The organism is Pseudomonas sp. FYR_5, from assembly GCF_043106315.1.
Classification (GTDB): Bacteria; Pseudomonadota; Gammaproteobacteria; order Pseudomonadales; family Pseudomonadaceae; genus Aquipseudomonas; species Aquipseudomonas putida_Y.
This window is the reverse complement of sequence record NZ_JBICMK010000072.1, coordinates 103776-127998: the sequence shown is the minus strand read 5'-3', so window position 1 is coordinate 127998 and position 24223 is coordinate 103776. Positions and strand designations below refer to the sequence as shown.

Here is a 24223-nt window from a genome sequence, read left to right as displayed (position 1 = left end):
ATGAACAGCACGCTTATCCAGACAGACCGTTTCGCCCTGAGCGAAACCGAGCGCTCGGCCATCGAGCACGAAATGCATCACTACGAGGACCCGCGCGCGGCGTCCATCGAAGCCTTGAAGATCGTCCAGAAGGAGCGTGGCTGGGTGCCGGACGGCGCCATCCACGCCATCGGCGAAGTGCTGGGCATTCCGGCCAGCGACGTCGAGGGTGTCGCCACCTTCTACAGCCAGATCTTCCGCCAACCGGTCGGCCGCCACATCATCCGCGTGTGCGACAGCATGGTCTGCTACATCGGCGGCCATGAGTCGGTGGTCAGCCAGATTCAGAGCGAGCTGGGCATCGGCCTCGGCCAGACCACCGCCGACGGCCGTTTCACCCTGTTGCCTGTGTGCTGCCTGGGCAACTGCGACAAGGCCCCGGCGCTGATGATCGACGACGACACCTTCGGTGACGTGCAGCCGGCTGGCGTTTCCAAACTGCTGGAGGGTTACGTATGACCATTACTTCCTTCGGCCCGGCCAACCGCATCGCGCGCTCGGCCGAAACCCACCCGCTGACCTGGCGCCTGCGTGACGACGGCGAGCCGGTCTGGCTGGCCGAGTACGAATCGAAGAACGGCTACGCCGCAGCCCGCAAGGCGCTGGCACAGATGTCCGCCGACGACATCGTGCAAAGCGTCAAGGACTCCGGCCTCAAGGGCCGTGGCGGTGCAGGCTTCCCCACTGGCGTGAAGTGGGGCCTGATGCCCAAAGACGAATCCATGAACATCCGCTACCTGCTGTGCAACGCGGACGAAATGGAGCCGAACACCTGGAAGGACCGCATGCTGATGGAGCAACAGCCCCATCTGCTGGTCGAGGGCATGCTGATCAGCGCCCGCGCCCTCAAGGCCTACCGCGGCTACATCTTCCTGCGTGGCGAATACACCACCGCAGCGAAGAACCTCAACCGCGCCATCGATGAAGCCAAGGCCGCCGGCCTGCTGGGCAAGAACATTCTGGGCAGCGGTTTCGATTTCGAGCTGTTCGTGCACACCGGTGCCGGCCGCTACATCTGCGGTGAAGAAACCGCGCTGATCAACTCGCTGGAAGGCCGCCGCGCCAACCCGCGCTCCAAGCCGCCCTTCCCTGCCGCCGTTGGCGTGTGGGGCAAGCCGACGTGCGTGAACAACGTCGAAACCCTGTGCAACGTGCCGGCCATCGTCGCCAACGGCAACGACTGGTACAAGTCGCTGGCCCGCGAAGGCAGCGAAGACCATGGCACCAAGCTGATGGGCTTCTCCGGCAAGGTGAAGAACCCAGGCCTGTGGGAACTGCCATTCGGCGTTACCGCGCGCGAATTGTTCGAAGACTACGCCGGCGGCATGCGCGATGGCTTCAAGCTCAAGTGCTGGCAGCCAGGCGGCGCCGGCACCGGCTTCCTGCTGCCCGAGCACCTCGATGCACAAATGTACGCCGGTGGCATCGCCAAGGTCGGCACCCGTATGGGTACTGGCCTGGCCATGGCGGTCGACGACAGCATCAACATGGTGTCGCTGCTGCGCAACATGGAAGAGTTCTTCGCCCGCGAATCGTGTGGCTGGTGCACCCCATGCCGTGACGGCCTGCCGTGGAGCGTGAAGATGCTGCGTGCACTGGAAAGAGGCCAGGGCCGCGCCGAAGACATCGAGACCCTGCTGGGGCTGGTCAACTTCCTTGGCCCAGGCCGCACCTTCTGTGCTCACGCACCAGGTGCCGTCGAGCCGCTGGGCAGTGCCATCAAATACTTCCGCTCGGAGTTCGAGGCCGGTGTGGCGCCAGAAAGCGCTGCAACCCTGCGCCCCGACCTGGCGAAGCCGATCGTGGTCGGCGCATAACAAGATGATTAGGCGGGTGGTCCGTGCCACTCGCCAGCTTGCCGGCAGGCCCGAGCAATCGAGGCGTGTCGCAAGCTCACCGATTTCCATTAGCCACGCCCGCTCACGCGGGCCAACGAAGAACTTTGAACAATGGCCACTATCCACGTAGACGGCAAAGCGCTCGAAGTCAACGGTGCAGACAACCTGTTACAGGCATGTCTGTCGCTCGGCCTCGACATCCCTTATTTCTGCTGGCACCCGGCGCTTGGTAGCGTTGGTGCCTGCCGGCAGTGCGCAGTCAAGCAGTACACCGACGAGAACGACACCCGTGGTCGTATCGTCATGTCCTGCATGACTCCTGCTTCCGACGGCACCTGGATCTCCATCGACGACGAAGAGTCGAAGGCGTTCCGCGCCAGCGTCGTCGAATGGCTGATGACCAACCACCCGCACGACTGCCCGGTGTGCGAGGAAGGCGGTCACTGCCACCTGCAGGACATGACGGTAATGACCGGCCACAACGAGCGCCGCTACCGTTTCACCAAGCGTACCCACCAGAACCAGGACCTCGGCCCGTTCATCGCCCATGAGATGAACCGCTGCATCGCCTGCTACCGCTGCGTGCGCTACTACAAGGACTACGCCGGTGGTACCGACCTGGGCGTATACGGCGCCCACGACAACGTGTACTTCGGCCGCGTCGAAGACGGCGTGCTGGAAAGCGAGTTCTCCGGCAACCTGACCGAGGTCTGCCCGACCGGCGTATTCACCGACAAGACCCACTCCGAGCGCTACAACCGCAAGTGGGACATGCAGTTCGCCCCAAGCATCTGCCACGGCTGCTCCAGCGGTTGCAACATCAGCCCGGGTGAGCGCTACGGCGAACTGCGCCGTATCGAAAACCGCTTCAACGGTTCGGTCAACCAGTACTTCCTGTGCGACCGCGGCCGCTTCGGCTACGGCTACGTCAACCGCAAGGACCGCCCACGCCAGCCACAACTGGCCGACGGCACCAAGCTGGGCCTGGACGCCGCCCTGGACAAGGCCGCCGACCTGCTGCGCGGCCGTACCATCGTCGGTATCGGCTCGCCACGCGCCAGCCTCGAAAGCAACTACGGGTTGCGTGAACTGGTCGGCACCGAACACTTCTACTCGGGCATGGAAGCCGGCGAGCTGGCCTGCGTGCGCCTGGCGCTGAACGTGCTTAACAACAGCCCGCTGCCCGTGCCGACCCTGCGCGACATCGAAGACCACGACGCCGTGTTCGTGCTCGGTGAAGACCTGACCCAAACCGCTGCCCGCGTTGCCCTGGCCGTGCGCCAGGCCACCAAAGGCAAGGCCGAGGCCATGGCCGAAGCCATGAAAGTGCAGCCGTGGCTTGACGCTGCCGTTAAGAACATTGGCCAGCACGCGCTGTACCCGCTGTTCATCGCGTCCCTGGCTGAAACCAAGCTGGACGACGTCGCCGAAGAGTGCGTGCACGCCGCCCCGGCCGACCTGGCCCGCATCGGTTTCGCCGTGGCCCACGCCATCGACCCAAGCGCCCCTGCCGTCGAAGGCCTGGACGCCGAAGCCAAGGCCCTGGCCCAGCGTATCGCCGACGCCCTGGTCGCCGCCAAGCGCCCACTGGTCGTAGCCGGTACTTCGCTGGCCGACCCGGCGCTGATCGAAGCCGCTGCCAACATCGCCAAGGCCCTGAAGCTGCGCGAGAAGAACGGCTCGCTGAGCCTGGTGGTGCCTGAGGCCAACAGCCTCGGCCTGGCCATGCTCGGTGGCGAGTCGGTCGATGCCGCCCTGGACGCGGTCATCAGCGGCAAAGCCGACGCCATCGTCGTGCTGGAAAACGACCTCTACGCCCGCGTACCGGCCGCCAAGGTCGACGCAGCCCTGGCTGCAGCCAAGGTGGTGATCGTTGCCGACCACTCCAAAACTGCCACCGTCGACCGCGCCCACCTGGTGCTGCCGGCTGCCTCGTTCGCCGAGGGCGACGGCACCCTGGTCAGCCAGGAAGGCCGTGCCCAGCGCTTCTTCCAGGTGTTCGACCCGCAGTACCTGGACAGCAGCATCCAGATCCACGAAGGCTGGCGCTGGATGCACGCCCTGCGTGCCACCTTGCTGAACAAGCCGGTTGACTGGACCCAGCTGGACCATGTCACCAGCGCCTGCGCCGAAGCCGCCCCGCAACTGGCCGGCATCGTCAACGCCGCGCCAAGCGCCGCGTTCCGCATCAAGGGCATGAAACTGGCACGAGAGCCGCTGCGTTACTCCGGCCGTACTGCCATGCGCGCCAACATCAGTGTGCACGAGCCGCGCACGCCGCAAGACAAGGACACCGCGTTCGCCTTCTCCATGGAAGGCTACTCCGGTTCGGCCGAACCGCGCCAGCAGGTGCCGTTCGCCTGGTCGCCGGGCTGGAACTCCCCACAAGCCTGGAACAAGTTCCAGGACGAGGTCGGTGGCCACCTGCGTGCCGGTGATCCAGGCGTACGCCTGATCGAGTCGCAAGGCGACCGCCTGAACTGGTTCAACACCATTCCGGGGGCCTTCAACCCGGCCCGTGGCACCTGGACTGCCGTGCCGTTCTTCCACCTGTTCGGCAGCGAAGAAAGCTCCTCGCGCGCCGCTCCGGTTCAAGAGCGCATCCCGGCTGCCTACGTGGCCCTGGCCAAGTCCGAAGCCGACCGCCTGGGCGTCAACGAAGGCGCCCTGCTGAGCCTGAACGTTGCCGGTGTGGCCCTGCGCCTGCCGCTGCGTATCAATGAAGAGCTGGGCGCTGGCCTGGTCGCGTTGCCGAAAGGCCTGGCTGGCATTCCGCCTGCCATCTTCGGTGCATCCGTCGAAGGTCTGCAGGAGGCAGCACAATGAGCTGGTTCACCCCCGAAGTGATCGATGTGATCCTGACCGTGCTGCGGGCCATCGTGGTCCTGCTGGCGGTGGTGGTCTGCGGCGCGCTGCTCAGCTTCGTCGAGCGGCGCCTGCTGGGCTGGTGGCAGGACCGTTACGGTCCGAACCGCGTCGGCCCGTTCGGCATGTTCCAGATCGCTGCCGACATGCTGAAGATGTTCTTCAAGGAAGACTGGAACCCGCCCTTCGTCGACCGCATGATCTTCACCCTGGCACCGGTAGTGGCCATGAGCGCCCTGCTGATCGCCTTTGTGGTCATCCCGATCACCCCGACCTGGGGCGTTGCCGACCTGAACATCGGCCTGCTGTTCTTCTTCGCCATGGCCGGTCTGTCGGTCTACGCGGTGTTGTTCGCCGGCTGGTCGTCGAACAACAAGTACGCCCTGCTGGGCAGCTTGCGTGCTTCGGCACAGACCGTGTCGTACGAAGTGTTCCTGGGCCTGGCGCTGATGGGCGTGGTGGTGCAGGTGGGCTCGTTCAACATGCGCGACATCGTTGAGTACCAGGCGCAGAACCTGTGGTTCATCATTCCGCAGTTCTTCGGCTTCTGCACCTTCTTCATCGCTGGCGTCGCCGTGACTCACCGTCACCCGTTCGACCAGCCGGAAGCAGAACAGGAACTGGCCGACGGCTACCACATCGAGTATGCCGGCATGAAGTGGGGCATGTTCTTCGTCGGTGAGTACATCGGCATCATCCTCATCTCGGCGCTGCTGGTAACCCTGTTCTTCGGTGGCTGGCACGGTCCGTTCGGCATCCTGCCGCAACTGTCGTTCCTGTGGTTCGCACTGAAGACCGCGTTCTTCATCATGCTGTTCATCCTGCTGCGCGCCTCGATCCCGCGCCCACGCTATGACCAGGTGATGGACTTCAGCTGGAAGTTCTGCCTGCCGCTGACCCTGATCAATTTGCTGGTGACCGCTGCGATCGTGCTCTACAACACGCCAGCCGTCGCGGCCCAGTGAGGATTTGACCCATGTTCAAGTATATCGGCGACATCGTTAAGGGCACCGGCACCCAGCTGCGCAGCCTGGCAATGGTGTTCTCCCACGGGTTCCGCAAGCGCGACACCCTGCAGTACCCCGAAGAACCCGTGTACCTGCCGCCGCGCTACCGCGGCCGCATCGTCCTCACCCGCGACCCCGATGGCGAGGAGCGCTGCGTAGCGTGCAACCTCTGCGCGGTGGCCTGCCCGGTTGGCTGCATTTCGCTGCAGAAGGCCGAGACAGAGGACGGCCGCTGGTACCCGGAATTCTTCCGCATCAACTTCTCGCGTTGCATTTTCTGCGGCCTGTGTGAAGAAGCGTGCCCGACCACCGCGATCCAGCTGACTCCGGATTTCGAAATGGCCGAGTTCAAGCGTCAGGATCTGGTGTACGAGAAAGAAGATCTGCTGATCTCCGGCCCCGGCAAGAACCCTGACTACAACTTCTACCGTGTTGCGGGTATGGCAATCGCTGGCAAGCCGAAGGGCTCTGCACAGAACGAAGCCGAGCCGATCAACGTGAAGAGCTTGCTCCCATAAGGACAGAAAGATGGAATTCGCTTTCTACTTCGCATCCGGGATCGCCGTGGTCTCCACCCTTCGGGTGGTAACTGGCACCAACCCCGTGCACGCCTTGCTTTACCTGATCATTTCGCTGATTTCCGTGGCCATGATCTTCTTCGCCCTGGGTGCGCCGTTTGCCGGCGCCCTGGAAGTGATCGCCTACGCCGGCGCCATCATGGTGCTGTTCGTGTTCGTGGTGATGATGCTCAACCTCGGGCCGGCTTCGGTCGCCCAGGAACGGGGATGGCTCAAGCCCGGTATCTGGGCAGGGCCTGTGATCCTCGGCACCCTGCTGCTGCTGGAGCTGCTGTACGTCCTGTTCGTCACCCCGAGCGGCGCAGGCATCAGCGGTACCACCGTGGGCCCGAAAGCAGTGGGCATCAGCCTCTTCGGCCCTTACCTGCTGGTGGTCGAACTGGCGTCGATGCTGCTGCTGGCTGCGGCCGTCACCGCCTTCCACCTGGGCCGCAACGAGGCGAAGGAGTAAATCATGGGTGCTATCCCTCTCGAGCATGGTCTGGCGGTCGCCGGCATCCTGTTCTGCTTAGGTCTGGTTGGCCTGATGGTCCGCCGCAACATCCTCTTCGTGCTCATGAGCCTGGAAGTCATGATGAACGCCTCTGCCCTGGCGTTCGTCGTCGCCGGTGCCCGTTGGGTCCAGCCCGACGGCCAGGTGATGTTCATTCTGGTGATCAGCCTGGCAGCCGCCGAGGCCAGCATTGGCCTGGCCATCCTGCTGCAGCTGTATCGCCGCTTCCACACTCTCGACATCGATGCTGCCAGTGAGATGCGCGGATGAACCTTCTCTTCCTGACTTTCGTCTTTCCCCTCATCGGCTTCCTGCTGCTGTCGTTCTCGCGCGGACGGTTCTCGGAGAACCTGTCCGCCCTGATCGGCGTCGGTTCGGTAGGCCTGTCGGCCGCCACGGCCGCCTACGTCATCTGGCAGTTCAATGTCGCCCCGCCTGAAGGCGGCGCGTACAGCCAACTGCTGTGGCAATGGATGTCGGTGGACGGCTTCGCGCCGAACTTCACCCTGTACCTGGACGGCCTGTCGGTCACCATGCTCGGCGTGGTGACCGGTGTCGGCTTCCTGATCCACCTGTTCGCGTCCTGGTACATGCGTGGCGAAGCCGGCTACTCGCGCTTCTTCTCGTACACCAACCTGTTCATCGCCAGCATGCTGTTCCTGATCCTCGGCGATAACCTGCTGTTCATCTACTTCGGCTGGGAAGGCGTGGGCCTGTGCTCGTACCTGTTGATCGGTTTCTACTACAGCAACCGCAACAACGGTAACGCGGCACTCAAGGCATTCATCGTCACCCGCATCGGCGACGTGTTCATGGCCATCGGCCTGTTCATCCTGTTCGCCCAGCTGGGCACCCTGAACGTGCAGGAACTGCTGGTGCTGGCACCGCAGAAGTTCCAGGCTGGCGACACCTGGATGGTGCTGGCGACGCTGATGCTGCTGGGTGGTGCAGTGGGTAAATCGGCGCAGCTGCCACTGCAGACCTGGCTGGCCGACGCGATGGCGGGCCCGACCCCGGTTTCGGCACTGATCCACGCCGCAACCATGGTGACCGCGGGCGTATACCTGATCGCCCGTACCAACGGCCTGTTCCTGCTGGCGCCAGACATCCTGCACCTGGTAGGTGTAGTCGGTGGCGTGACCCTGGTACTGGCCGGCTTCGCCGCGCTGGTTCAGACCGACATCAAGCGTATCCTCGCCTACTCGACCATGAGCCAGATCGGCTACATGTTCCTGGCCCTGGGCGTGGGTGCCTGGGACGCGGCGATCTTCCACCTGATGACCCACGCCTTCTTCAAGGCACTGCTGTTCCTTGCCTCCGGCGCGGTGATCGTTGCCTGCCACCACGAGCAGAACATCTTCAAGATGGGCGGCCTGTGGAAGAAACTGCCGCTGGCCTACGCCAGCTTCGTGGTCGGTGGCGCGGCACTGGCGGCCCTGCCGATCGTGACCGTAGGCTTCTACTCCAAGGACGAGATCCTCTGGGAAGCCTTCGCCAGCGGCAACACCGGCCTGCTGTATGCCGGCCTGGTAGGCGCGTTCATGACCTCGCTGTACACCTTCCGTCTGATCTTCATCGCCTTCCACGGCGAAGCCAAGACCGAAGCCCACGCTGGCCACGGTATCAGCCACTGGCTGCCGCTGGGCGTGCTGATCGTGCTGTCGACCTTCGTCGGCGCCTGGATCACCCCGCCGCTGGCCGGTGTGCTGCCGGAAAGCGCCGGCCATGCCGGTGGCGAAGCCAAGCACGCGCTGGAGATCACCTCGGGTGCCATCGCCATCGCCGGTATCCTGCTGGCCGCCCTGCTGTTCCTGGGCAAGCGCCACTTCGTCAGCGCCGTAGCCAACAGTGGCATCGGTCGCGTCCTGTCGGCCTGGTGGTTCGCTGCCTGGGGCTTCGACTGGATCTACGACAAGCTTTTCGTCAAACCGTACCTGCTGATCAGCCACATCCTGCGCAAGGACCCGGTTGACCGCACCATCGGCCTGATTCCTCGGATGGCGCGTGGCGGCCACGTGGCCATGAGCAAGACCGAGACTGGCCAACTGCGCTGGTACACCGCCTCTATCGCCGTGGGTGCCGTGCTGGTGCTCGGTGCCGTGGTAGTGGCTGCGGTATGACTATGAATCTTGCGACTTTGCCAAAGGAAACCAACCCGTCATGATTTTGCCTTGGCTGATCCTGATCCCCTTCATCGGCGGCTTCCTGTGCTGGCTGGGTGAGCGCTTCGGCGCCACCCTGCCGCGCTGGATCGCGCTGCTGACCATGTCCCTGCTGCTTGGCATCGGCCTGTGGCTGTGGGGTACCGGTGACTACACCCTCGCTCCAGCCCCGGGCGCCGAACCGGCCTGGGCCCTGGAATACAAGCTCCAGTGGATCCAGCGCTTCGGCATCAGCATCCACCTGGCCCTTGACGGCCTGTCGCTGCTGATGATCCTGCTCACCGGCCTGCTCGGTGTGCTGTCGGTGCTGTGTTCCTGGAAAGAGATCCAGCGCCACGTCGGCTTCTTCCACCTCAACCTGATGTGGATCCTCGGTGGCGTGGTCGGTGTGTTCCTGGCCCTGGACCTGTTCCTGTTCTTCTTCTTCTGGGAAATGATGCTGGTGCCGATGTACTTCCTCATCGCGCTCTGGGGTCACAGCTCGGCAGATGGCAAGAAGACCCGGATCTACGCGGCGACCAAGTTCTTCATCTTCACCCAGGCCAGCGGCCTGATCATGCTGGTGGCGATCCTGGGCCTGGTGCTGGTCAACTACAACACCACTGGCGTGCTCACCTTCAACTACAGCGACCTGCTCAAGGCCGAGTTGCCAGCCGGTATCGAATACGTGCTGATGCTGGGCTTCTTCATCGCCTTCGCGGTGAAGCTGCCGGTGGTGCCGTTCCACTCCTGGCTGCCTGACGCTCACGCCCAGGCACCGACTGCAGGCTCGGTGGACCTGGCGGGTATCTTGCTGAAGACTGCGGCCTACGGCCTGCTGCGCTTCGCCCTGCCGCTGTTCCCGAACGCCTCGGCCGAGTTCGCGCCGATCGCCATGACCCTGGGCCTGATCGGTATCTTCTACGGTGCCTTCCTGGCCTTCGCACAAACCGACATCAAGCGCCTGATCGCCTTCTCCAGCGTCTCGCACATGGGCTTCGTGCTGATCGGTATCTACTCCGGCAGCCAACAAGCCCTGCAAGGTGCGGTGATCCAGATGCTGGCCCACGGCCTGTCGGCTGCGGCGCTGTTCATCCTGTCCGGCCAACTGTACGAGCGCCTGCACACCCGTGACATGCGTCAGATGGGTGGCCTGTGGCACCGCATCGCCTACCTGCCGGCCATCAGCCTGTTCTTCGCAGCGGCATCGCTGGGCTTGCCAGGCACCGGCAACTTCGTCGGCGAGTTCCTGATCCTGATCGGCAGCTTCGTGCACGTACCGTGGATCACCGTGATCGCCACCACTGGCCTGGTGTTCGGTTCTGTCTACTCGCTGATCATGATCCACCGTGCCTACTTCGGCCCGGCCAAGGCCGACACCGTGCTGGCCGGCATGGACAGTCGCGAACTGATCATGGTTCTGGGTCTGGCGGTATTGCTGATCCTGCTGGGCGTGTATCCGCAGCCGTTCCTCGACACCTCTGCCGCCACCATGAGTGGTGTGCAGCAGTGGCTCGGATCCGCTTTCACTCAACTCGCTTCGGCCCGGTAAGAGCGCTATGGAATTCACCACTCAACACTTCATCGCATTGGCGCCGATGCTGATCACCACCATCACCACGGTGGTGGTGATGCTGGCGATCGCCTGGAAGCGCAACCACTCGCAGACCTTCCTGCTGTCCACCGTGGGCCTGAACCTGGCCCTGCTGTCGCTCCTGCCGGCGCTGAAGGTCGCGCCGCTGGCGGTCACCTCGCTGATCACCATCGACAAGTTCGCCTGCCTGTACATGGCGATCATCCTCATAGCGACGCTGGCCTGCGTCACCCTCGCCCACGCCTACCTCGGCGAGGGCTCCAAGGGTTTCCCGGGCAACCGTGAAGAACTGTACCTGTTGCTGCTGATGTCGGCCCTCGGTGGGCTGGTGCTGGTCAGCGCCAACCACCTGGCCGGCCTGTTCATCGGCCTGGAACTGCTGTCGGTACCTGTCTACGGCCTGGTGGCGTATGCCTTCTTCAACAAGCGATCGCTGGAAGCCGGCATCAAGTACATGGTGCTGTCGGCCGCAGGCTCGGCTTTCCTGCTGTTCGGCATGGCCCTGCTGTACGCCGACGCTGGCAGCCTGAGCTTCGACCAGATCGGCAAGGCCCTGGCTACCACCAGCATGCCAAGCCTGGTGGCCCAACTGGGCCTTGGCATGATGCTGGTCGGCCTGGCCTTCAAGCTGTCGCTGGTACCGTTCCATCTGTGGACCCCGGACGTGTACGAAGGCGCTCCAGCGCCGGTCGCCGCGTTCCTGGCAACCGCCAGCAAGGTGGCAGTATTCGCCGTTGTCGTACGCCTGTTCATGCTCTCACCTGCTGCCAGCAGCGGCGTGCTCAGCACCGTACTGGCGGTGATTGCCGTAGCCTCGATCCTGATTGGTAACCTGCTGGCGCTGACCCAGAGCAACCTCAAGCGTCTGCTGGGTTACTCGTCCATCGCCCACTTCGGTTACCTGGTCATCGCGTTGGTCGCCAGCAAAGGCCTGGCCCTGGAAGCCATGGGCGTATACCTGGTCACCTACGTGATCACCAGCCTGGGCGCCTTCGGCGTCATCACCCTGATGTCCTCGCCATACGGCGGCCGTGACGCCGATGCCCTGTACGAGTACCGCGGCCTGTTCTGGCGCCGCCCGTACCTGACAGCGGTACTGACCGTGATGATGCTGTCGCTGGCGGGTATCCCGCTGACCGCCGGCTTCATCGGCAAGTTCTACATCATCGCCACCGGCGTCGAATCGCACCTGTGGTGGTTGGTCGGTGCGCTGGTGATCGGTAGCGCCATCGGCGTGTACTATTACCTGCGCGTCATGGTTACCCTGTACCTGGTCGAGCCGAACCTGCGTCGTCACGACGCCCCGCTCAAGTGGGAACAGCGCACCGGCGGCGTCATGCTGCTGGCTATCGCCATTCTCGCTTTCGTACTGGGTGTGTACCCGCAGCCCCTGCTGGAAATGGTTCAGCAAGCGGGCCTGCAACTGATCGGTTGATCACCCCGGCAGCCCCGGTAACAGAAAACACCCCGCCTAGGCGGGGTGTTTTTTTATCTGCACGTTTTGCTACCTGCGCCCAATGGTGCCTCACTCACTCGGGCTGCCCTGGCCTGCCCCCGGCAAGGCGGCCTTGCGCAAATCACCCTTGGCCGAAGGCAGGTACACTTCCGGGTTGGGCATGCCGCTGGGGGAGAGTTCATGGGTCATTTCGAATTCGGCGCGCACTGACCAGCCACACGCCTCGGTGGTGCATTGCAAATAAGCGATTCGCAGGAAAATATGGCGCCCTTCGCTAGTACGTATGCGCATCCGGCTATGGCAATGCGGGCAAACCAGCTTGTAAGTACTCACGGCAAGTACCTGCTAGCATTGCCCAGGCTAGCCTGTGTGTCAGTATTGGCTGCAACTGTGGGTGTATTCTTCAATTTGATAGTTCTCATTGCAGAAGTGCTCCTTAAAACGCAGGGCTGTATTCATAACGAGTAGTTTAAGCCCATGGAATATCATTAAACCAGTCATGGATATTTGTTATGAGTACTCACGGACTTGCTGCGGTGCTCACGCGCCTTAAACTTCTCACTGGCGCACAAACTGATGCCGAGTTGTCGCGCGCGCTGTCGGTCAGCCCGCAAACGCTGAGCAGCTGGAAGGTTCGCGAAAGCATTCCTTACTCACTTTGCATAGACGCTGCCAAAAAGCATGCATGCTCACTGGACTGGCTATTGCTGGGTCAGGCCGGGCACAACGCCGCCGTCCCAGATGATGCGGGCTGGGAGTGCGAAATGCTCGAACGGCTGCGCACGCTCTCGCACAGCGATCGCCAGGCCATCCTGCTGTTCATCAAGGACAAGCAGCGCATCCAGCAGTTGGAACAGCAATTGAGTGAACTCGGCGGCGCAGCCAATGGCTAACCCCGACGGCGCCAGCGCTGGATGAGCTCGCGCGGGTCGAGTGTATCCAGCCAGACCATGACCTTGAGGCTGATGGGGATCACCACCACAGCGGCCACGAATGCCGCCATGCCCCGGGTCAGCAATGGCACCAATGACGAAACCAGTGGCTCGAACAAATGGCCCACGCCCACGGTCACGAATAGCAGCAGCAGTTTCTTGGCCAGCGTCAGGCGCCTGGCCTCACTGGTGATCAATCGATCGCGTGCCGCGCTCACCAACAGTGCTCCCAGCAGCGCGGCGAACAGGACATCGCCATCCACACCCAGGAACGCCACCAATGCCTGGGCCAGGTTGTCAAAAACTGATAGCTCAGGCATGTACTTGCCCTCCGCGCGGAACAGGCAGACAGGCGGTTGAACCCAGGCTATACATGACCGCCGCTTCGACAAAACGGATGTAGCACACCCGCAAGGCCCGCCCATGATCATGACCGGCCACATCCTCGAGGCGCTTGTAGCCCCGCTCTCGCAGTACTGACCGCCAGCGGGCGAATTCGCGTGCTGCCTCGATGGCAGCGCAGCGCGCGGCCACTTCCAAAGCAGCCTCACTGACAGATCGCGGCAGTTGCAGGTGCTCCCGCAACCTGCCCAGGTCGACCCGTGGCCAGAACGGATCATGGCAATCGGCAAAGCGCGGTAGCCGTGGATCGTTGCTCATGCGCTACCCCCTTACTGCTCGGCCAGCATGCCGTAGCGAATGGCCTTGATCACAGCGGCCACCCGGGTAGGCACTTCAAATTTGCGCAGGATGTTGGACACGTGAAAATTCACCGTCGACTCCTTGCATTCAAGGATCTGGCCGATCTCCCACGAACTCTTGCCATAAGCACACCACAACAGCACTTGCTGTTCACGTGGCGTCAGGCGAACCGGGGCGTCCGCCAGGGGTTGCTGCGAGTGTCGAGCGTTGTCAGTCATGTTTGAACTCCACGGGTGATTGAGCGGGGCATTGCTGCCTACCTGCAGTCACCTTACGAAGCACAGGCCACCCGCCTCCACCGCCGTGGTTTGTAAAGAACTTTCGTACAAGACCGTATGACGAAGGATGCGCACGATTTGCTGACTTTCTGCGTGCTCCAAGCCGCATTTCGCTCGTCTCAACGCCGTTGTCCATTCGCCTTTCGCCTGGAGTCGTACAATGCGTTCCGATTTACCCCTCTCATCCTGCCTCGGCCTGCTGGCGGCACTGGCTGCCACCCAGCCCGCCCTGGGGGCATCCGCGGTCGAACTGGGCCGGGTGCTGATCACCGATGAGGAGCAGAACGAGCTGACGGCAGCCGGCGAGCGCCTGCGTGAAATACCGGGAGCCAGCAACCTGGTGGACATGCAGCGCGTGGGGCAAGGCCGAGTGGCCAGCAACCAGGACGTGCTGGCCTACCAGCCAGGGGTGTTCGCCCAATCGGCAGGTAACGATGGCATCAAGCTGTCGATACGCGGCTCGGGCCTCAACCGTGCGCCGGGGGCGCATGGTTCCGGTGTCTACACGATGTTCGACGGCCTGCCGCTGACCGGCCCGGGCGGCACACCTTACGAATTGTTCGAACCGCTGTGGCTGAGCCGTGCCGAAGTGCTGCGTGGCGCCAATGGCTTCGACCAAGGCGCCCTGGCCTTGGGCGGTGCCATCAACTATGTCACCCACACCGGCTACGACGCGCCTGCACTGCAAGTGCGCTACGAGGTCGGCAGCCGCGGCTACCAGCACCGGCACATCAGCTCGGGCCAGGTGCTGGGCAATCTCGACTATTACGTGGCCCTGACCGATTCGGAATATGACGGCTACCAGGCGCACAGCAGTGGCAGCGCCAAGGGCATTGCCGCCAATGTCGGTTACCGCTTCAACCCCAACCTGGAAACCCGCTTCTACCTGCGCTACCGGGAAACTGAAAACGAACTGCCCGGGCGCCTGACCAAAGACCAGATCAAGCACCACCCGCGTGCAGCCAACCCGACCTATCTGGCCCGCGACGACAGTCGCCCGCAGCCAGGCAGCACCTGGGTGGGCAACAAGACCACCTTCTACCTCGACGACGAGGCGCGCCTGGAAGCCGGCCTGGTCTATCACGACTACCCGATGGACCTGCGCGAGGGCCCCATGCGCCTGAAGGTCGCCTACACCGATGTCAGCGGTACGCTGAACTATTTCCGCCGCGACACACTGTTCGGCCACGAGAGCAAGACCACCGTCGGTTGGCGTACCACCAAGCACCTGCCCAACAGCGGCGCTTCGCAATTTACCCGCAATGGCGATGTGTTCGGCGAGCGCACCCGTGACTTCACCTACCAGGGCTCGGACACCGTGCTGCATGCTGGCAACGACCTGGAACTGGTCCCCAACCTGTGGCTGAGCACCGGCCTGGCCATGATCTACACACGCCGCGAAAGTGACGTGACCTACCCCGCTGAAGGCGGCAAGGTGAGCATGCATGACTGGGACTATGCGCCCCGCCTGGGGCTGCGCTACGACATCCGCCCGGACTTGCAGGTGTACGGCAACCTGAGCCGCTCGGTAGAGCCGCCACACCCGTGGTCGTTGATCTGGAGCGCGCCCAGCACAGGCGGCAAGCAGATCCAGCCGATCGAGATGCAGAACCAGACAGCCACCACTCTGGAACTGGGCGCCCGTGGCGACTCGGCGCTCGGCCGCTGGGACCTGGCCTGGTACTACTCGCAAGTGCGCCACGAACTGCTGGCCGTTGAGGTAGTGCCGAATTTCACCTCGGAATTCAACGCCAGCGCTACCGTGCACCAAGGCGTTGAAGCCGGCCTCGACAGCACCCTGTGGGAACGCGCGGGCACTGGCAAGCTGAGCTTGCGCCAGGCCTACACCTTCAGCGACTTCCACTACCGTGATGACGACACATTTGGCGACAACCGTCTGCCCGGCATCCCCATGCACTACTATCAGGCCGAGTTGCGCTATGACTGGCCGAGCGGCTTCTATGCCGGGGTCAACACGCAAATGGCCTCGAAGGTGCAAGTGGACTACGCCAACAGCTACCACGCAGATGAATATGCCTTGCTCGGCGCGCGCGTTGGCTGGGACTCACCGAAGCAGGACTGGCAGACCTGGCTGGACCTGCGCAACCTGACCAACCAGCGCTATGCAGCGACCGTGACGCCGGCCTACAACGACGCCGGCAAGGACAATGCCCGTTCGACACCGGGCGAAGGGTTTGGCGTATATGCGGGGGTTTCGTACAGCTTCCGCTGACGGGTAGGAGCGGGTTTACCCGCAAATGCGTCAGCAAATTCAATGACGCATTCGCGGGTAAACCCGCTCCTACGGGGGGCGCTGCACAGCATGATTCGGGGTTCAGACCGCCCTGTTCAATTTCACCCAGGAAGCAAACCTGTCGACGAACGCCTGCAAGAACGGTCGCGTCTTGTCGTTGAGCTTGCCCGAATCCTCGAACAGGCTCGCCGCACCGCCAAGGTAAGCCTCAGGCATCTGCATGCAGGGCATGTCGAGAAACACCAGCGACTGGCGCACCGCATGGTTGGCGCCAAAGCCGCCAATTGCCCCCGGCGACACACTCACCACCGCCGTCGGCTTGCCGCTCCAGGCACTTTGCCCGTAAGGCCGCGAGCCCACATCGATGGCATTTTTCAGGCAGCCCGGCACCGAGCGGTTGTATTCCGGGGTGACGAACAGCACCGCATCACTGCGGCGGATCTCATCGCGAAAACGCTTCCAGGTTTCCGGCGGTGCCTCAGCTTCGATATCTTCGTTGTACAGCGGCAGGTCGCCAATCTCGACGATCCTCAGGGCAAGACTGGACGGCGCCAGCTCCGAAAGTGCGCGGGCGACCTTGCGGTTGTAGGACTCCTTGCGCAAGCTACCGACGACGACTGCTACCGAATACACCTGGCTCATGGCAATTCCAACCTTTGCGGGGTAAAGAGACGTTGTAGTTATAGATGACCGCTCCTCGTTGCTTTGGTTTTTTTTCCGCAAGGCGAAAACTTCCGAGTCTGTTTCACGGTCTATGCCTTCATACATTTCCTACGTAATTCAGAGGTTTCCACCCAAATGGCAGCAGTAATGGTCGGCCAATTCCACGCCCGTGACGCCGAAGGCCGCATCTACCCCGTGCACGAGTTCCAGGAGTCCACCCTGCAACTCGATGGCAGCACGCTGGGCGCCCCCATCACCACCTACCGCCTGGCCATCGGCGACAAGGTCAACCACCTGGGTGAAAACCGTTTCGAGCTGGCACGCTCCGGTGTCGAGATCACACGCATTCCGTGATGCAATCCACGGTGTAGCGGCCCCCTTCGTTCTGCAGGCCGTGCACATCGGCGACGAACCCGGGAAAGCCCTGGTTGAATGCCCGGGCAAATGCCAGGTAGTCCAGGATCGAGCGGGTCGCCTCGGTGAACCGCTCACCCGGCATGATCAACGGGATCCCAGGCGGGTACGGCACCAGCATCACCGCTGCCACACGCCCCAGCAGTGCCTCGATCGGCACCGCCTCTACCTCCCCACGCACCATCTTGTCATAGGCCTGGGCCGGGCTTACGGCCACCTCCGGCAAACGGGTGAACAGCCGCTTCAGCTGCTTGGCCGTGGCATTGGCGCGGTAGCAATCATGTAACTGGTCGCACAGGTCGCGCAGGCCCATGCCCTGGTAGCGCAAGGCGTCGGCAGCCCCCACGCTCGGCAGACAACTGCTGAGCGGGGTGTTGCCGTCATAGTGGCGCTTGAATTCCAGCAGCTCGGTGAGCAGGGTGCTCCACTTGCCCTTGGTGATGCCCATGGAAAACAGTACCAGGAAGCTGTACAGGCCCGTTTTTTCCACCACCAGCCCGCGCTCCCAGAGAAACTTGCTGACTACCGCCGCCGGGATGCCGCGCGCGCCCAGCACACCCTCTGCGCTCAGGCCCGGCATTACCAAGGTCACTTTCAGCGGGTCGAGCAGCACATAATCGGCCACCACTTCACCAAACCCATGCCATTGCGCCCCTGGCTGCAGCAACCAGTCCTGCGCGACCAGACGGGGGATGCCCTCGGCACTTGGCGGCTGCCAGATGCTGAACCACCAGTCCTCTGCGGCAATGTGCTCCCGCAGGTTGGCAAGGGCACGACGAAAGCTCAACGCTTCGTCGAACATCTCCTGCAGCAGCGAGCGCCCGGCCGGCCCTTCCATCATGGTCGACGCCACATCCAGCGAGGCGAGAATGCTGTATTGCGGCGAGGTAGAGATGTGCATCATGAACGCTTCGTTGAAGCGGTCCCGGTCCAGTTGCCGCCTGGCACCGTCCTGCACATGAATCATCGAGGCCTGGCTGAACGCCGCCAGCAGTTTGTGGGTGGAATGGGTGCTGAACACCAGCGGGCTGTCTGCCGCGCAGGCGGTGCCCATGGCGTAGCGCCCGGTGAAGAAGTCGTGGAACGCCGCATAGGCGAACCAGGCCTCGTCGAAGTGCAGCACCTCGACACTGGTACCCAGGGTCTGCTTGATCAGCCCGGCGTGGTAACACAGCCCATCGTAGGTGGAGTTGGTCACGACCGCCAGCTTGATGCGCCGCCGACGATCACGGGCAAGGGGGTTGGCCTGGATCTTCGCAGCGATCGCCTCGGGGCTGAACTCGCTGAGCGGGATCGGGCCGATGATGCCCAGTTCGTTGCGCTCCGGGCACAGGTACAGCGGGATGGCCCCCGTCATGATGATTGCGTGCACCACCGACTTGTGGCAGTTGCGGTCCACCAGTACCAGGTCGTCACGGCCGACCATGGCGTGCCAGACGATCTTGTTGGCCGTGGAGGTGCCATTGATGACGAAGAAGGTGTGGTCGGCGCCGAAGTTGCGCGCCGCCCTGGCCTCGGCTTCGGCCAGTGGGCCTGTGTGGTCAAGCAGCGAACCCAGCTCCGGCACGGAAACGGACAAGTCCGAGCGCAGGGTGTTTTCCCCGAAGAACTGGTGAAAGGCTTGGCCTACCGGGCTTTTATGATAGGCCACACCGCCACCATGGCCCGGGGTGTGCCAGGAATAGTTGGACTGCGCGGTGTGCTGCACCAGCGCCTTGAAGAACGGCGGCAGCAAGCCATCGAGGTAGGTGTGTGCGGCACGCGCCACCTGGCGGGCGAGAAACGGCACGGTGTCTTCGAACAGGTAAAGGATGCCACGCAGCTGGTTGAGCTCGCTCATGGCTTCGGCGGGGGCATTTTCCAAGGTCACCTGCTCGCCCAGGGCAAAGATCGGCAGGTTGGGTGCGCGCAGACGGGCCAGGCGGATCAGCTCGGCCATGTTCTGCAGCAAGTGGGTGTTCTCGCCAGCGCCTTCGGCGGCAATCAGCATGCAGGCCAGGCCATGGTGGGTGGCGGCGACCAGGCGCGCTTCGGCGTGGTCGGCTGCGGCAAGAATGGCAAAGCCATCCTGGCGCAGTTCCTCGGCGATACCCCGCACGCGCTCGCCAGCAACACTGTCGGCCTTGATGGCGCGGTGGACGATGAGGATCGGGAACTTGAGGTCCTTGTACATCAGGCGGCTACCTCAAAAGGACATGGCGTCCATTTCAGGGTAGTTGAGCCTTGTATTGCCTGTACTGGTCCTTTCGCGGGTGAACCCGCCCCTACGTGGACACCGGTCGGTGATTGGACACAGGCGTCGTAGGAGCGGGTTTACCCGCGAAAGGGCCGGGCCTGCTGGCCAATCTGCCCCCCGCCACTCAACGCCGCAGCCACCACCGTATTCGCGGGTAAACCCGCTCCTACAACGATCTCCACTCCTGTTGCAGGGCGAAAGATCAGCCGGCTGGTGTCTCAGTCAGGGTCTGCCACAGCGAAGGCCCACCCGCCGACTTGGCAACGGCCGCCAGACGCTCGGCATGCGCCTCCAGTTCCTCGGCGCTGGCCATGATCACTCGACCCGGCGTACGCCCGACAATCCGGCGAATCTCGCTGCCGCCAGCCCCCTGCCCGTCATCCTCTGCATCTGCACCATGGCCAGCCAGCGACAGGCTGGTCTGGCCACCGGTCATGGCCAGGTAAACGTCGGCCAGCAGTTCCGAGTCGAGCAGTGCGCCGTGCAACTCTCGGCCTGAGTTGTCGATGTCGTAGCGTTTGCACAGCGCATCCAGGCTGTTGCGCTGCCCCGGGTGGCGCGAACGTGCCAGCAGCAGGGTGTCCAGAATGGTGCAGTGCTGCGAAATGTCAGCGCGGTCCTGCTGGCCCAGCAAGGCGAATTCGTTGTTGATGAAGCCAACGTCGAACGCCGCGTTGTGGATGACCAGCGTGGCGCCCTGAATGAACTCGAAGAACTCCTCGGCGACATCGCCAAAGCGTGGCTTGCCGACCAGGAAAGCATCAGTGATGCCGTGAACGTTGATCGCGCCCTCGTCACTCTCGCGGTCGGGCTGCAGGTAGACGTGGAAGTGCCGCCCGGTAAGACGCCGGCCGATGACCTCGACACAGCCGATCTCGATGATCCGGTGGCCTTCGCCAACCGGCATACCCGTGGTTTCGGTATCGAGAATGACGAAGCGTTTATCTTGCTGCTGCTCCACGCGGGCGCTCCAACTTGCATCAGTTACAAAGGCCGCGATTGTACCCCAGCTCAACGCTGGGCGCGCACCTCATCGACCCCGCGGTTGGCCAGTTGGTCGGCGCGTTCGTTGCCGGGGTGGCCGATATGGCCGCGCACCCACTTCCAGGTCACCTTGTGGCGGTTGACCTGCTCATCGAGCTGCTGCCACAGGTCGGCATTCTTCACCGGTTCCTTGGCCGCGGTCTTCCAGCCGCGCTTCTTCCAGTTGACCATCCATTCGTTGATGCCCTTCATCACGTATTGCGAGTCGGTGGTCAGCACCACTTCGCATTCGCGTTTCAGCGCCATCAGCCCCTGGATAGCAGCCATCAGCTCCATCCGGTTGTTGGTGGTTTCGCGTTCACCACCCCACAGTTCCTTCTCGACGCCCTTGTAGATCATCAGGACGCCCCAGCCACCCGGGCCGGGGTTGCCCTTGCAGGCGCCATCGGTAAACATTTCGATGCTTTCGCTCATGTACCACTCATGTTCAGTGCTTTTCGGTATCAGGGTTGGCCGCCGTGCGGTTGACCTTGGCCAGCGGCAGCGGCAGCAGCTTGCCCATCGGTTCACGCCGCTCCGGGCGCAATGGCCGCAGGCCCACCACCATCTTGCGCGCCACCAGCAGGTACACCCCGCCACCGAAGCCCTGCCAGCCGCAGGCCAGTCGTTCCCAGCCTTCAAGGCGTTGCTGCCAGGCCGGTGAGGCAAGCGGCGGACGATAGCACCCGAAGCGGCGTTTCTCCAGCGCGAAGCCCAGCAGGTTGAGCCAGTCGCCCACCCGTGACGGCGAGATGCAGCGCGCCTTGCGCAGAGCACCGTGACTGAAGAAATGGCGCATACCCCAGCTGCTCCACGGGTTGATCCCCACGATCAGCAGGTGCCCGCCCGGGCGCACGGCACTGGCGGCCTCGCGCAGCAGGCCATGGGGCGACAGGCAGAAGTCCAGGCCATGCTGCAGCACCACCACGTCGGCAGCGTGCTCGCTCAACGGCCAGGCCTGCTCCTCGCAGACAATCTCCACACCCGGCAACGGCGCACCAAGGCGCACGTTACGCTGTACCTGGGGGGCTCTGGGCGGTGGCTCGGCGCAGGGCCCGTAATGGACGAGATAACCGCCAAAGAAGCGCCCGAGCTCTTCTTCCAGCAGTTTGTCCTCCTCCTTGAGCATCAGTTGCCCAAGTGGGCCGTTGAACCACTCACGGGCCAGGCTGATCAGCTCGACCCAGTCCGGGTCGGCCTGGGCAAAGGCTTGGTCGGTCATTGCGCTCTCCCTCGAAGGTTCTCCCACCGCGCCATCGCGGCTAAGATGCCCTCATGTGCCACGCTAGGTGAATCGGATCCGCACCATGATACAGATCGATGCTCTCCCCGCTTTCTCCGACAACTACATCTGGTTGTTACAGGATACTGCCAAACGCCGTTGCGCGGTGGTCGACCCGGGCGATGCCGGCCCGGTGGAGCGCTGGCTGGCTGCCAACCCCGAGTGGGTGCTGAGCGACATCCTCGTCACCCACCACCACAATGACCATGTCGGCGGTGTGGAACGGCTCAGGCAATTGACCGGCGCACGGGTCTGTGGCCCCGCCAACGAACGCATTCCCGGCCGCGAACTGGCCCTGGACGAAGGCGACAGGGTGGACGTGCTGGGTGTGACGTTTCAGGTACTCGCGGTACCCGGCCATACCCTGGGGCATATCGCCTTCTTCAGCGACCAGCCAGCGACGCCCATCCTGTTCAGTGGCGACACCCTGTTCGCCGCCGGTTGCGGGCGCATGTTCGAGGGTACACCCGAACAGATGCAGCCCGCCCTCGCCCGCCTGGCGGCCCTGCCAGCGCAGACAGAAGTGTACTGCGCCCATGAATACACCCTCAGCAACCTGCGCTTCGCCAAGGCTGTCGAACCGACCAACCCGCACATTCAGCAACGGTTCGAGGACGTTACCCGATTGCGCGCCGAAAATCGCATCAGCTTGCCATCGACGATCGGCCTGGAGCGCCTGACCAACCCCTTTCTGCGTACCTCTGAAACATTAGTTAAACAAAAAGCAGACGAGTGGAAGGGACATTCAAACACCTCGCATGTCGCTGTTTTTGCTGCCTTGAGGTCTTGGAAGGACACCTTCTGATAACCGCAAGATATATCGCAAGTGAGGGTCTAAGGTTGACCGGGGCCGGAGCGGTTTCTAGAATCGCCGAAATTTTTCGCCCGGATACCTGTGTCAGCCGATGTCTTCCCGTAGCCGCAGAACCTCTCATTCCGCCGCCCTGACGCGTCTGGCTCAAATCAGCGCGCTGGCCCTGGCAGCCACGCTGGTGGGCTGTCAGAGCACCCGTCAGCTCGACGAATCCGATAGCGTTCGCGCGCACAACTACCAGGCGCGGATCAAGCACAAACCTTCACCGCTGCTGGTCAAGCCGGCCGAGCAGGCGCCGCAGGATGTCTGGGAGCGCATGCGCCAGGGCTTCGCCCTGCAGGACACCATCGACGTCAACCCGCGCATCGAGCAGCAGCGTTTGTGGTTCGCCAGCAACCCGTCCTTCATAGAAAGCGCCGGGGAACGTGGCAGCCTCTACCTGCACTACATCGTCGAGCGTCTTGAAGAACGCGACATGCCGCTGGAGCTGGCCCTGCTGCCCGCCATCGAAAGCGCCTACAACCCCATGGCCTACTCACGCGCCAGCGCTGCCGGCATGTGGCAGTTCATGCCGGCTACCGGTCGTCATTTCAACCTGCGCCAGACCAACTTCTATGACGGCCGCCGCGATGTCACCGCATCGACCAACGCCGCACTGGATTACCTGACCCGCCTGCACGACATGTTCAACGGCGACTGGCTGTTGGCCCTGGCGGCCTACAATGCCGGTGAAGGCACTGTCAGCCGAGCCATCGAACGCAACGAAAAGCTCGGCCTGCCGACCGACTACTGGAACCTGCCGCTGCCAAAGGAAACCCGCGACTACGTGCCCAAGTTGCTGGCGCTGTCGCAGGTGGTGTCCACGCCAGAAGCCTATGGTATCAATCTCACCCCGATCGCCAACGAACCGTACTTCGAAGCGGTGGCGATCAAAGACCGCCTGGACCTTACCCGGGTCGCGGCCTTTGCCAACATCGACGAGGATGAGCTGATCCAGCTCAACCCGGCATTCAAGAAGCGCATGACCGTCGATGGCCCGAAACAGCTGCTGGTGCCCACCGCCAAGGCGCAGCTGCTCAGTGCCAGCCTGTCCAACCTCAAGCCGGAGCAACTGGTCAGCCTGCAACCGCCGAAAGCAGCGTTTGCCCGGGCCGTGGCCGAAGCCAAGGCACCGGTGGGGGCACGCAGTTACCGGGTCAAGCGTGGCGATAGCCTGAGCGTCATCGCCAAGGCCAACCGTGTGTCGATCAAGGACATCAAGCGCTGGAACCGCTTGTCCAGCAACAGACTGCGCGCTGGCCAGGTTCTGGCCCTGCGCGGTGGCAGTGCACCGAGCGCCGCCGGCAACCGGGTCGCAGCATCCGGAAAGCGCTCCACCAAATACAAGGTGCGCAAGGGCGACTCCCTGTACCTGGTGGCCAAGCGCTTCAATGTGAAAATGAAGCACCTCAAGCGCTGGAACCCACGCAGCGGTCACGCCCTCAAGCCAGGCCAGACCCTGACCGTCTACGTCGGGCATTGAGTCGTTACAGGGGCTGCTTTGCAGCCCATTCGCGGGCACGCCCGCTCCCACAGGTTTTTCACAGCCCTCAAAGCCGGTGCCGTACCTGTGGG

Annotated in this window: 24 protein-coding genes; 15 read left to right on the top strand and 9 right to left on the bottom strand. The window is 63.1% G+C overall.

Annotated features, from left to right (window positions below; genetic code table 11):
• The 10 genes from nuoE to nuoN all read left to right on the top strand — a co-directional run bounded on the left by nuoE (nucleotide 1) and on the right by nuoN (nucleotide 11990).
• Nucleotides 1-498: an NADH-quinone oxidoreductase subunit NuoE gene (gene nuoE / locus ACF8RA_RS12540; protein WP_003251433.1), complete on the top strand. Its 498-nt coding sequence runs from the start codon at nucleotides 1-3 to the stop codon at nucleotides 496-498.
• Nucleotides 495-1856 carry an NADH-quinone oxidoreductase subunit NuoF gene (gene nuoF, locus ACF8RA_RS12535; protein ID WP_020192000.1) on the top strand — a complete coding sequence of 454 codons (1362 nt, stop codon included), beginning with the start codon at nucleotides 495-497 and terminating at the stop codon, nucleotides 1854-1856. Before nuoE ends, nuoF begins: the two co-directional genes overlap by 4 nt.
• A 132-nt stretch (nucleotides 1857-1988) precedes the next feature.
• Nucleotides 1989-4703 carry an NADH-quinone oxidoreductase subunit NuoG gene (nuoG, locus tag ACF8RA_RS12530; RefSeq protein WP_392519211.1) on the top strand — a complete coding sequence of 905 codons (2715 nt, stop codon included), beginning with the start codon at nucleotides 1989-1991 and terminating at the stop codon, nucleotides 4701-4703.
• Entirely contained in the window at nucleotides 4700-5707 is a 1008-nt protein-coding gene (gene nuoH / locus ACF8RA_RS12525) for an NADH-quinone oxidoreductase subunit NuoH (protein ID WP_051098956.1), read from the top strand. Before nuoG ends, nuoH begins: the two co-directional genes overlap by 4 nt.
• Nucleotides 5708-5718: 11 nt before the next feature.
• Nucleotides 5719-6267: an NADH-quinone oxidoreductase subunit NuoI gene (gene nuoI, locus ACF8RA_RS12520; protein ID WP_003251442.1), complete on the top strand. Its 549-nt coding sequence runs from the start codon at nucleotides 5719-5721 to the stop codon at nucleotides 6265-6267.
• Between the two features lie 10 nt (nucleotides 6268-6277).
• On the top strand, nucleotides 6278-6778 hold the full coding sequence (gene nuoJ / locus ACF8RA_RS12515) for an NADH-quinone oxidoreductase subunit J (protein WP_176682213.1): 501 nt from the start codon (nucleotides 6278-6280) through the stop codon (nucleotides 6776-6778).
• 3 nt (nucleotides 6779-6781) lie between these two features.
• Complete coding sequence (gene nuoK, locus ACF8RA_RS12510; RefSeq protein ID WP_003251446.1) at nucleotides 6782-7090, top strand: NADH-quinone oxidoreductase subunit NuoK; 309 nt, start codon at nucleotides 6782-6784, stop codon at nucleotides 7088-7090.
• Entirely contained in the window at nucleotides 7087-8940 is a 1854-nt protein-coding gene (gene nuoL / locus ACF8RA_RS12505) for an NADH-quinone oxidoreductase subunit L (RefSeq protein ID WP_176682212.1), read from the top strand. Before nuoK ends, nuoL begins: the two co-directional genes overlap by 4 nt.
• A gap of 40 nt (nucleotides 8941-8980) precedes the next feature.
• The gene (gene nuoM / locus ACF8RA_RS12500; RefSeq protein ID WP_176682211.1) at nucleotides 8981-10513 is read left to right on the top strand and encodes an NADH-quinone oxidoreductase subunit M; all 1533 of its coding nucleotides are present in this window, start codon (nucleotides 8981-8983) and stop codon (nucleotides 10511-10513) included.
• Nucleotides 10514-10520: 7 nt separating this feature from the next.
• Nucleotides 10521-11990 (top strand): NADH-quinone oxidoreductase subunit NuoN, encoded by a 1470-nt coding sequence (gene nuoN, locus ACF8RA_RS12495; RefSeq protein ID WP_014861246.1) that lies wholly within the window; start codon nucleotides 10521-10523, stop codon nucleotides 11988-11990.
• Nucleotides 11991-12080: 90 nt separating this feature from the next.
• Here nuoN and ACF8RA_RS12490 read toward each other — a convergent pair whose 3' ends face one another.
• Entirely contained in the window at nucleotides 12081-12344 is a 264-nt protein-coding gene (locus ACF8RA_RS12490) for an ogr/Delta-like zinc finger family protein (RefSeq protein WP_392460876.1), read from the bottom strand.
• 179 nt (nucleotides 12345-12523) lie between these two features.
• On the opposite strand from ACF8RA_RS12490, the gene ACF8RA_RS12485 reads away from it, so the two are divergent.
• Entirely contained in the window at nucleotides 12524-12904 is a 381-nt protein-coding gene (locus ACF8RA_RS12485; protein ID WP_176682209.1) for a helix-turn-helix domain-containing protein, read from the top strand.
• Here the strand turns inward: ACF8RA_RS12485 and ACF8RA_RS12480 are convergent.
• Genes ACF8RA_RS12480 through ACF8RA_RS12470 form a run of 3 tightly spaced genes read right to left on the bottom strand, consistent with a single transcriptional unit; the run spans nucleotide 12901 to nucleotide 13863 of the window.
• Nucleotides 12901-13263, bottom strand: a complete 363-nt coding sequence (locus ACF8RA_RS12480) for a hypothetical protein (protein ID WP_010954908.1) — start codon at nucleotides 13261-13263, stop codon at nucleotides 12901-12903. The two genes, ACF8RA_RS12485 and ACF8RA_RS12480, sit on opposite strands and share 4 nt — an antisense overlap.
• Complete coding sequence (locus ACF8RA_RS12475) at nucleotides 13256-13603, bottom strand: head completion/stabilization protein (RefSeq protein WP_060489089.1); 348 nt, start codon at nucleotides 13601-13603, stop codon at nucleotides 13256-13258. Before ACF8RA_RS12475 ends, ACF8RA_RS12480 begins: the two co-directional genes overlap by 8 nt.
• A gap of 11 nt (nucleotides 13604-13614) precedes the next feature.
• The gene (locus ACF8RA_RS12470; protein WP_003251454.1) at nucleotides 13615-13863 is read right to left on the bottom strand and encodes a helix-turn-helix domain-containing protein; all 249 of its coding nucleotides are present in this window, start codon (nucleotides 13861-13863) and stop codon (nucleotides 13615-13617) included.
• 220 nt (nucleotides 13864-14083) lie between these two features.
• Between ACF8RA_RS12470 and ACF8RA_RS12465 the strand changes: the two genes are divergently transcribed.
• The gene (locus ACF8RA_RS12465; RefSeq protein ID WP_176682208.1) at nucleotides 14084-16156 is read left to right on the top strand and encodes a TonB-dependent receptor domain-containing protein; all 2073 of its coding nucleotides are present in this window, start codon (nucleotides 14084-14086) and stop codon (nucleotides 16154-16156) included.
• A 102-nt stretch (nucleotides 16157-16258) separates the two neighbouring features.
• On the opposite strand, the gene chrR is transcribed toward ACF8RA_RS12465, so the two are convergent.
• A complete protein-coding gene (gene chrR / locus ACF8RA_RS12460; protein ID WP_176682207.1) occupies nucleotides 16259-16819 on the bottom strand; it encodes a class I chromate reductase ChrR in 561 nt (186 codons plus the stop codon).
• 156 nt (nucleotides 16820-16975) lie between these two features.
• Between chrR and ACF8RA_RS12455 the strand changes: the two genes are divergently transcribed.
• The gene (locus tag ACF8RA_RS12455) at nucleotides 16976-17194 is read left to right on the top strand and encodes a hypothetical protein (protein ID WP_010954911.1); all 219 of its coding nucleotides are present in this window, start codon (nucleotides 16976-16978) and stop codon (nucleotides 17192-17194) included.
• Here ACF8RA_RS12455 and ACF8RA_RS12450 read toward each other — a convergent pair.
• The 4 genes from ACF8RA_RS12450 to ACF8RA_RS12435 form a co-directional block, all read right to left on the bottom strand.
• Complete coding sequence (locus ACF8RA_RS12450) at nucleotides 17178-19427, bottom strand: Orn/Lys/Arg decarboxylase N-terminal domain-containing protein (RefSeq protein WP_392460874.1); 2250 nt, start codon at nucleotides 19425-19427, stop codon at nucleotides 17178-17180. The two genes, ACF8RA_RS12455 and ACF8RA_RS12450, sit on opposite strands and share 17 nt — an antisense overlap.
• Before the next feature lie 265 nt (nucleotides 19428-19692).
• Nucleotides 19693-20451, bottom strand: coding sequence for a DNA polymerase III subunit epsilon (gene dnaQ, locus ACF8RA_RS12445; RefSeq protein WP_176682205.1), 759 nt, complete (start codon nucleotides 20449-20451; stop codon nucleotides 19693-19695).
• A 50-nt stretch (nucleotides 20452-20501) separates the two neighbouring features.
• Nucleotides 20502-20948 carry a ribonuclease HI gene (gene rnhA, locus ACF8RA_RS12440; RefSeq protein WP_176682204.1) on the bottom strand — a complete coding sequence of 149 codons (447 nt, stop codon included), beginning with the start codon at nucleotides 20946-20948 and terminating at the stop codon, nucleotides 20502-20504.
• Nucleotides 20949-20961: 13 nt separating this feature from the next.
• Entirely contained in the window at nucleotides 20962-21735 is a 774-nt protein-coding gene (locus tag ACF8RA_RS12435; protein WP_176682203.1) for a class I SAM-dependent methyltransferase, read from the bottom strand.
• A gap of 85 nt (nucleotides 21736-21820) precedes the next feature.
• On the opposite strand from ACF8RA_RS12435, the gene gloB reads away from it, so the two are divergent.
• Together gloB and ACF8RA_RS12425 are read left to right on the top strand one after the other, a co-directional pair.
• Nucleotides 21821-22600, top strand: a complete 780-nt coding sequence (gene gloB / locus ACF8RA_RS12430) for a hydroxyacylglutathione hydrolase (RefSeq protein ID WP_392460873.1) — start codon at nucleotides 21821-21823, stop codon at nucleotides 22598-22600.
• A gap of 100 nt (nucleotides 22601-22700) precedes the next feature.
• Nucleotides 22701-24131, top strand: a complete 1431-nt coding sequence (locus ACF8RA_RS12425) for a lytic transglycosylase domain-containing protein (RefSeq protein ID WP_176682201.1) — start codon at nucleotides 22701-22703, stop codon at nucleotides 24129-24131.
• The last annotated feature ends 92 nt before the right edge of the window (nucleotides 24132-24223 follow it).

Coding starts and splice junctions, on each gene's coding strand:
- ACF8RA_RS12450 (WP_392460874.1), bottom strand. CDS start 19,427: ATGTACAAGGACCTCAAGTTCCCGATCCTCATCGTCCACCGCGCCATC.
- ACF8RA_RS12480 (WP_010954908.1), bottom strand. CDS start 13,263: ATGCCTGAGCTATCAGTTTTTGACAACCTGGCCCAGGCATTGGTGGCG.
- nuoE (WP_003251433.1), top strand. CDS start 1: ATGAACAGCACGCTTATCCAGACAGACCGTTTCGCCCTGAGCGAAACC.
- nuoN (WP_014861246.1), top strand. CDS start 10,521: ATGGAATTCACCACTCAACACTTCATCGCATTGGCGCCGATGCTGATC.
- nuoL (WP_176682212.1), top strand. CDS start 7,087: ATGAACCTTCTCTTCCTGACTTTCGTCTTTCCCCTCATCGGCTTCCTG.
- ACF8RA_RS12485 (WP_176682209.1), top strand. CDS start 12,524: ATGAGTACTCACGGACTTGCTGCGGTGCTCACGCGCCTTAAACTTCTC.
- nuoM (WP_176682211.1), top strand. CDS start 8,981: ATGATTTTGCCTTGGCTGATCCTGATCCCCTTCATCGGCGGCTTCCTG.
- nuoJ (WP_176682213.1), top strand. CDS start 6,278: ATGGAATTCGCTTTCTACTTCGCATCCGGGATCGCCGTGGTCTCCACC.
- ACF8RA_RS12470 (WP_003251454.1), bottom strand. CDS start 13,863: ATGACTGACAACGCTCGACACTCGCAGCAACCCCTGGCGGACGCCCCG.
- ACF8RA_RS12425 (WP_176682201.1), top strand. CDS start 22,701: ATGTCTTCCCGTAGCCGCAGAACCTCTCATTCCGCCGCCCTGACGCGT.
- ACF8RA_RS12465 (WP_176682208.1), top strand. CDS start 14,084: ATGCGTTCCGATTTACCCCTCTCATCCTGCCTCGGCCTGCTGGCGGCA.
- gloB (WP_392460873.1), top strand. CDS start 21,821: ATGATACAGATCGATGCTCTCCCCGCTTTCTCCGACAACTACATCTGG.
- ACF8RA_RS12455 (WP_010954911.1), top strand. CDS start 16,976: ATGGCAGCAGTAATGGTCGGCCAATTCCACGCCCGTGACGCCGAAGGC.
- nuoF (WP_020192000.1), top strand. CDS start 495: ATGACCATTACTTCCTTCGGCCCGGCCAACCGCATCGCGCGCTCGGCC.
- rnhA (WP_176682204.1), bottom strand. CDS start 20,948: ATGAGCGAAAGCATCGAAATGTTTACCGATGGCGCCTGCAAGGGCAAC.
- nuoK (WP_003251446.1), top strand. CDS start 6,782: ATGGGTGCTATCCCTCTCGAGCATGGTCTGGCGGTCGCCGGCATCCTG.
- chrR (WP_176682207.1), bottom strand. CDS start 16,819: ATGAGCCAGGTGTATTCGGTAGCAGTCGTCGTCGGTAGCTTGCGCAAG.
- nuoH (WP_051098956.1), top strand. CDS start 4,700: ATGAGCTGGTTCACCCCCGAAGTGATCGATGTGATCCTGACCGTGCTG.
- nuoG (WP_392519211.1), top strand. CDS start 1,989: ATGGCCACTATCCACGTAGACGGCAAAGCGCTCGAAGTCAACGGTGCA.
- ACF8RA_RS12435 (WP_176682203.1), bottom strand. CDS start 21,735: ATGACCGACCAAGCCTTTGCCCAGGCCGACCCGGACTGGGTCGAGCTG.
- nuoI (WP_003251442.1), top strand. CDS start 5,719: ATGTTCAAGTATATCGGCGACATCGTTAAGGGCACCGGCACCCAGCTG.
- ACF8RA_RS12475 (WP_060489089.1), bottom strand. CDS start 13,603: ATGAGCAACGATCCACGGCTACCGCGCTTTGCCGATTGCCATGATCCG.